Origin of the sequence: Streptomyces sp. 15-116A, assembly GCF_025290915.1 — a bacterium.
Taxonomy (GTDB): domain Bacteria; phylum Actinomycetota; class Actinomycetes; order Streptomycetales; family Streptomycetaceae; genus Streptomyces.
The window spans coordinates 1-6,394 of record NZ_JAOCQE010000323.1; the positions used below are offsets into that span (position 1 = coordinate 1).

At 72.8% G+C, this 6,394-nt stretch carries 6 protein-coding genes and 1 pseudogene; 4 read left to right on the forward strand and 3 right to left on the reverse strand.

Annotation, left to right across the window (positions count from 1 at the left end; all coding sequences use genetic code 11):
* Positions 1 to 246 precede the first annotated feature (246 nt).
* The 3 genes from N4P33_RS31065 to N4P33_RS31075 are packed head-to-tail and all read left to right on the forward strand — an operon-like array spanning position 247 to position 3,305.
* On the forward strand, positions 247 to 1,431 hold the full coding sequence (locus N4P33_RS31065) for a DUF2092 domain-containing protein (RefSeq protein ID WP_260830280.1): 1,185 nt from the start codon (positions 247 to 249) through the stop codon (positions 1,429 to 1,431).
* A 34-nt stretch (positions 1,432 to 1,465) separates the two neighbouring features.
* Positions 1,466 to 2,446 (forward strand): ABC transporter ATP-binding protein, encoded by a 981-nt coding sequence (locus tag N4P33_RS31070; RefSeq protein ID WP_260830281.1) that lies wholly within the window; start codon positions 1,466 to 1,468, stop codon positions 2,444 to 2,446.
* Positions 2,433 to 3,305, forward strand: coding sequence for an ABC transporter permease (locus N4P33_RS31075; RefSeq protein ID WP_260830282.1), 873 nt, complete (start codon positions 2,433 to 2,435; stop codon positions 3,303 to 3,305). Before N4P33_RS31070 ends, N4P33_RS31075 begins: the two co-directional genes overlap by 14 nt.
* Here N4P33_RS31075 and N4P33_RS31080 read toward each other — a convergent pair.
* The 3 genes from N4P33_RS31080 to N4P33_RS31090 form a co-directional block, all read right to left on the reverse strand.
* The gene (locus N4P33_RS31080) at positions 3,302 to 3,883 is read right to left on the reverse strand and encodes a flavodoxin family protein (protein ID WP_260830283.1); all 582 of its coding nucleotides are present in this window, start codon (positions 3,881 to 3,883) and stop codon (positions 3,302 to 3,304) included. The two genes, N4P33_RS31075 and N4P33_RS31080, sit on opposite strands and share 4 nt — an antisense overlap.
* 71 nt (positions 3,884 to 3,954) lie before the next feature.
* Positions 3,955 to 5,094, reverse strand: a complete 1,140-nt coding sequence (locus N4P33_RS31085) for an amidase (RefSeq protein WP_260830284.1) — start codon at positions 5,092 to 5,094, stop codon at positions 3,955 to 3,957.
* Positions 5,095 to 5,114: 20 nt separating this feature from the next.
* On the reverse strand, positions 5,115 to 5,639 hold the full coding sequence (locus N4P33_RS31090) for a DUF6668 family protein (RefSeq protein WP_260830285.1): 525 nt from the start codon (positions 5,637 to 5,639) through the stop codon (positions 5,115 to 5,117).
* Between the two features lie 161 nt (positions 5,640 to 5,800).
* Here N4P33_RS31090 and N4P33_RS31095 point away from each other — a divergent pair.
* A pseudogene (locus N4P33_RS31095) lies at positions 5,801 to 6,394 on the forward strand (tetratricopeptide repeat protein); the annotation flags it as partial.

The window sequence follows — 6,394 nt, forward strand, 5'->3', positions numbered from 1 at the left end:
CCCACCCCCGGCCCGCCCCCACGCAGGGCAACAGCTCCCCCCCCGTCGTCCCCTACTGGTCGGCGGAGAAGAAACGCCCCCGTGTCATACCCCAGCAGTACGCGGAGTTGAGTCCGCGGGCTGACGTAACCGGGGGCCGGGTTTGGTCAGATGGAGGACGACGGACATCACCACTTCTCACCGGTTCGGGTGAGAATGGCGGCTCAGGGCGAGACCGCCGCCGCCGACCACGGAGGTAGCGCACACATGGCACCGTACGAATCCGACGACCACACCACCGCAGGGGAGGCCGACGAGCCGAGCAAGGCCCGGCGCAGGGCCGCGCGGTACGTCGTTCCGGTCACGGTGATGGGCGTGGCGGCCGCGACCATCGGCCTCGTCCCCGCACTCGCCGACTCCGGCGACCCCGACCTGCCGAAGATCACCGCCGCGCAGCTCATAGAGAAGATCGCGCAGTCGGACGTCGAGCAGCTCTCCGGCACCGTGAAGATCAGCACCGATCTCGGTCTGCCCGACCTCGGCGGGCTGGAGAGCAGCTTCGCGTCCGGTGCCATGGAGCGGGGTGAGGGCGGCTCGTCGGCCGACCCCTCGGCCAAGCTCACGGAACTGGCGTCCGGCACGCACACCCTGCGCGTCGCCGTCGACGGGCCGGACCGGCAGAAGGTGTCGCTCCTGGAGGACGCCGCCGAGTACAGCCTCATCCACAACGGCAAGGACGTCTGGGGCTACGACAGCAAGTCCAACGAGGTCTACCACGGCACCGTCGACCCGGCCGGCAAGGACAAGGAGCAGCCCCCGGCCACCCCGAAGGACTTCGCCGAGGAGGCGCTGAAGTCGGTCGACGACACCACGTCGGTGACCGTCGACGGCACCGCCCAGGTGGCCGGCCGGGACGCCTACAAGCTCGTCGTCAAGCCCAAGCAGTCCGGCTCCACGGTCGGCGCCATCAGCATCGCCGTGGACCACGAGACCGGTATGCCGCTGAAGTTCACGCTCACCCCGGCGAGCGGCGGCGCCGCCGTCGTGGACGTCGGCTTCAACCAGGTCAGCTTCGGCAAGCCGGCCGCCTCGACGTTCGACTTCAGCCCGCCCAAGGGCGCCAAGGTGACCGAGGAGGGCGAACTCGACCAGGGCGAGCGTGAGCCCGAGAAGGCGCCGAAGCCGGACGACCTCGAGGGGCTCGACGGGATGAAGGTGCTCGGCGAGGGGTGGAACTCCATCGCCACCTTCGACACCGGTGGCGAGGGCCTGCCCGCCGGTGACGCCGGCGGCTTCCTCGGCTCGCTCGGCGACCAGGTCAAGGGCGACTTCGGCACCGGCACGGTGTTCAGCACCCGTCTGGTCAACGCCCTGCTCACCGAGGACGGCACCGTCTACGTGGGCGCCGTCACCAAGGACGCCCTCGTGAAGGCGGCCGAGGAAGGGAAGTAGGGTCCCCAGCAGCCGACAGGGAACGAGGGAGCCGATGGGCGAGACGTCCGTCATCGAACCGGAGCCGAGCGGGGCCGAGGCGGGTGACGGCGTCATCGTCACGCGCGCGCTCACCAAGCGGTACAGGGGTGGTCAACTCGCGGTCGACGGCCTCGATCTGGTCGTCCCCGCGGGCAGCGTCTTCGGCTTCCTCGGTCCCAACGGCTCCGGCAAGACCACCACCATCCGCATGCTGATGGGGCTGATCGAGCCCACGTCGGGTACGGCGCGGGTGCTGGGGCGGCCGATGCCGCGGGCGGCGCGGGCCGTACTGCCGGGGGTCGGTGCCCTGATCGAAGGGCCCGCTCTGTACGGGTTCTTGTCCGGGCGGGACAATCTGCTGCGCTACGACGCCGCCGATCCGACCGCCGATCCGCGCACCCGGCGGGCCCGGGTCGCGGGTGCGCTGGAGCGGGTGGGGCTGTCGGCGGCCGCCGGGAAGAAGGCGAAGGCGTACTCGCTCGGGATGAAGCAGCGGCTGGGGCTCGCGGCGGCGCTGCTCCAGCCGCGTCGGCTGCTGGTCCTGGACGAGCCGACCAACGGGCTCGATCCGCAGGGGATGCGGGAGATCCGTGCGCTGATCAGGGAGTTGGCGTCGGACGGCACGACCGTCTTTCTCTCCTCGCATCTGCTCGACGAGATCGAGCAGGTGTGCACGCATGCCGCCGTGATGGCGCGGGGGCGGCTGATCACACAAGGTCCCGTCGCGGAACTCGCGGCCGGGGCGCGTGGGCGGCTGGTGGTCACCACGCCGGACACGGCGGAGGCGGCCCGGGTGCTCAAGGAGCAGGGGGTCGGTGATGTCGTCGTCGAGGGGGAGCGGGTGTCCGGTGAGGTGCCCGAACGGGATCTCGCCGAGGTGAACGCCGCGTTGGTGAGGGCCGCCGTGCGGGTGCGCGGGTTCGGGGTCGAACGGGCCTCTCTGGAGGACGCGTTCGTCGCGCTGACCGGGGAGGGCTTCGATGTCGCGGGCTGAGGTGACGGTCAGGAGCGTGCGGTGGCTGTGGACCTTCGGGCTCTTCCGCAGCGAGCTGCTGACCACCTTCCGGCGCTGGCGCACCCTAGCGCTGCTCGGGGTGCTGGCGGCCGTGCCGGTGCTGGTCGGCATCGCGGTGAAGATCGAGACCGGCGACGGTTCGTCGGCCGGTGGCGGGGGAGGCGAGGGGCCCGCCTTCATCTCGCAGATCACGAACAACGGGCTGTTCCTGGTCTTCACCGCGCTGGCCGCGACCCTGCCGTTCTTCCTGCCCATGGCCGTCGGGGTCGTCGCGGGTGACGCCATCGCCGGTGAGGCGAACGCCGGCACGCTGCGCTATCTGCTGGTCGCCCCGGCGGGCCGCAGCCGCCTGCTGCTCACCAAGTACGCCGCCGTCCTGGCGTTCTGCCTGGTCGCCACCCTCGTGGTCGCGGTCTCGGCGCTCACCGTCGGCGCGCTGCTGTTCCCGCTCGGCGACCTCACCACCATCTCCGGCACCCGCATCAGCTTCGCCGAGGGGCTCGGCAGGGCTCTGCTCATCGCCCTCGTCGTCGCCGCGTCCCTGGTCGGGGTGGCCGCTCTCGGCCTTTTCGTGTCCACCCTGACCAACAGCGGGATCGCGGCGATGGCCACCACGGTGGGGCTGCTGATCACGGTGCAGATCCTCGACCAGATCCCCCAACTCGACGCTCTGCACCCCTATTTCTTCTCCCATTACTGGCTGTCCTTCGCCGACCTCATGCGCGAGCCGGTCTACTGGGAGGACCTGACCAGGAACCTCGGGCTCCAGGCCCTCTACGCGGGGGTGTTCGGCTCGGCGGCCTGGGCGCGGTTCACGGCGAAGGACATCACCGCCTAGCCGTCGTAAGGGAAGCGGGCGAGCGGGGCTTCCTGAGTGAAGAACGTCTTGGCCCGGGCGAGGGCTTCGGTGTCGTTCAGGACGTCGCCCGGCTTGCTGCCGTTGCCGAGGAGGACGCCGCCGAAGCGCATGCCCAGGTACGCGGCGGAGTTGTTCAGGGTTCCGACGAGGGGGTCGGCGACCTCCTGCTCCTCGTGGGCGAGGGCGGTGACGCCCCACAGGGTGCGGCCCGCCATGGTCGCCTTGAAGTCGAGGCCGGGCGTGCGCAGCCACCCCGACCAGTGGTCGAGGTAGCGCTTGGTGTGGGCGGAGACCGAGTACCAGTACAGCGGCGAGGCGATCACGACGTCGGTGGCCGCGAGGGTGGCGTCCAGGAGCTCGGCCACGTTGCCCTCGGTGGGGCGGACGTGGTCGGTGTCGTGACGCAGGTCCTCGAAGTCGGGCAGCGGGTGGGCGGCCAGGTCGATCCACTGCTGCTCCACGTCCGGCGGCAGTTGTTCGGCGGCCCGGCGGGCCAGCAGTTCGGTGTTGCCGTCGGGGCGGGCACTGCCCAGGACGAAGAGGAAGCGGCGGGTCATGGTCAATCCCTCAGGGTGTGGCGGGTGGTCGGCGTCGGGCGCGGACCCCAGATCAGTTACAGGCACGTGCATCATATGCATATGCAAGTAATATCGGCAAGGGCCGCCTGCCGCTCCGCCTCCCGCGCCACCGCCAGCAGCAGCGTCTCCCCTCCGTGCCGCGCCACCAGTTGGAGCCCGGCCGGGCAGCCGTCGGTGCCGAGACCGGCCGGGAGGGTCAGTGCGGGGTGGCCGCTCAGGTTGAACGCCCAGGTGAGCGCCGTGGAGTAGCGGTCGCCCGGACCGTCGTGACCGTGCGGCGCGGTGGGGGTCGTGGGGGTGAGCAGCAGGTCGGCGTCGGTGAGCAGGGCGGCCAGGCAGCGGTCGTTCTCGGCGCGGATTCGGTGGGCGTCGGTGAGATCACCGGAGCGGGCACGCAGGGCGGACCAGGCCGGGGCCGGGTCGAGGAGACGCGGGGGCGCGGAGGGGCGTACGAGACGCAGGACGCCCGCGTCGGCCAGGCGGGCGGCCGCCGCGCGGGCCAGTGCCACCGGCTCGGGGTCCGGGGTCGCGAAGCCGAGGTCGGCGGACCAGACGGCGGGCACGGGGAAGGCGCGTCGACCGGCATACTCCTCGCCGGACACCGCTCGCCACCAGGCCCCCGCGTCCGACGCCGTGCGGGTGAGGACACCGGGCGCGGCCAGGCCCGTACGGTCGGAGGACGGGAGGCGTCCGCCCGTCGCCTTCAGGCCCATCACCCCGCACCAGGCCGCCGGGATCCGCACCGACCCCGCCCCGTCGCTGCCCGTCGCCAGCGGGACCAGGCCCGCTGCCACCGCGACCGCCGAACCGGCCGAGGAGCCGCCCGGCGTACGGTCCGGGCGCCATGGGTTGACGGTACGGCCGTGCGCCCCGAGCCCCCAGGTCTGCCAGGGGGTTCCCGGACCGGGTACGGAGGTGGCGCCCACGGCGACGCACCCGGCCGCGAGCAGCGGGCCCGCAGTCCGCAGTCCGTGCCGGCCCTTCACCGCGATCGGCACCCCGGCCAGCGGCAGCCGCTCGTCCGCCTCGACCCGCGCGTCCACCTCACCGGCCCGGCGCAGCGCCTCCTCACCCCACACGTCGAGGAAGGCGCAGAGCTCCGGGTCGGCCCGGTCGATGCGCTCCAGGGTCCGGGCGGTCACGTCGACGGCCCGCAGGGTGCGGGTGCGTACGGCGGTGGCGATCTCCAAAGCTGACGGCTGCCCGGTGTTCAGCGCGCCGCTCCGGTCAGGCGGGCCAGGGGCTCGGACTCGCGGGGCGGGCGGCCGGTGAGGTCGCCCAGCCGCCAGTCGGGGACCCAGGGCACGCGGTACACATCGATCACGGACTCGATGAGCCGGATCCGCTGGGCGAGGGGTCGCGGCAGCCGTCCCGGTGCGTCCGCCACCAGCACCACGGCATCGAGGTCCAGCCCCTGCGGGGCCTCCCCGCACCGGAACAGCTCCACCGCCGGCAGCACCGAGTCCAGGCCGGTCGCATGCGTCCGCGCGACGAGCAGGACGGACTGCGGATCACCGGGGCCCGGCCAGGTCCGCCCGCTGTCGTGACCGCCGTAGACCGCGGCGAGCGTGGAGACGCCGGCGCCGCCGTGGGTGCCGACCCAGGAGAAGGCCCGGGCGCTCACCCGCGCCGGGGCGGGTTCCGGCGGGCCGCCCGGCTCCGGGCCCGTCGCCTCCGGTGCCGGTACCGGCCCGCGGAGCCAGATCTCCGGTCCTAGTCGCATACCTGTCCGCATGCCCCCTCTCCTGCCTCGTCATCCCGATCCTCATGCCACGGCCGCGCGTACCGGGCCGGGACGGACGGGCGTTGGGACGAGCCTGTGACATCGCGGTGACGTGAGAAACGCCGGTGAGCGGACACACTCGAAGACAGGTGTACGACCCGAATGAGGGGACGATGGCTCGACTCAGCCGCGAGAAGAAGCGGGAACACAAAGAGGCCGCACACGCGGCGGACCCTGCGGCAGTGCCGATCGACGTCCATGTCCCTCTCCCCGTCACCGGGACGGTCGGAGCCGGCGCGTCCGTCGGCGGGGTGCCGGTGGTCGCCGGGCCCGCGGAGGAGATCCAGCAGGCCGTCCTCGACCGCCTCCACCGCATCGCCATCGCCTCCGGCCACGCCGTGCTCGCCTCCGTCCACGACGAACGCATCGGCTATGTCGTCCCGCTCCGCGTCGAGCCGGACGGCTCCAGCCACTTGTCGGGGGAGCCGCTGCGGATGGGAGCCGCGCAGCAGGCGGCGCCGGGTGCGTGTGCGTCCGCCGCCGTCCCGCCCGCCGCGTCCAGCACCGGGTACGACAAGCCCACGCACCTCCTCCGCCACGTACCGGAACCGCCCGCTGCACCCACTGCTGCCCCGGCCCCGGCAGCGGCACAGTCCCCGGCAGCGGCACAGTCCCCGGCAGCGGCACAGGCACCGGCAGCGGCACAGGCACCGGCAGCGGCACAGGCACCGGCCGCGGCACAGGCACCGGCCGTGCCACCAGCACCG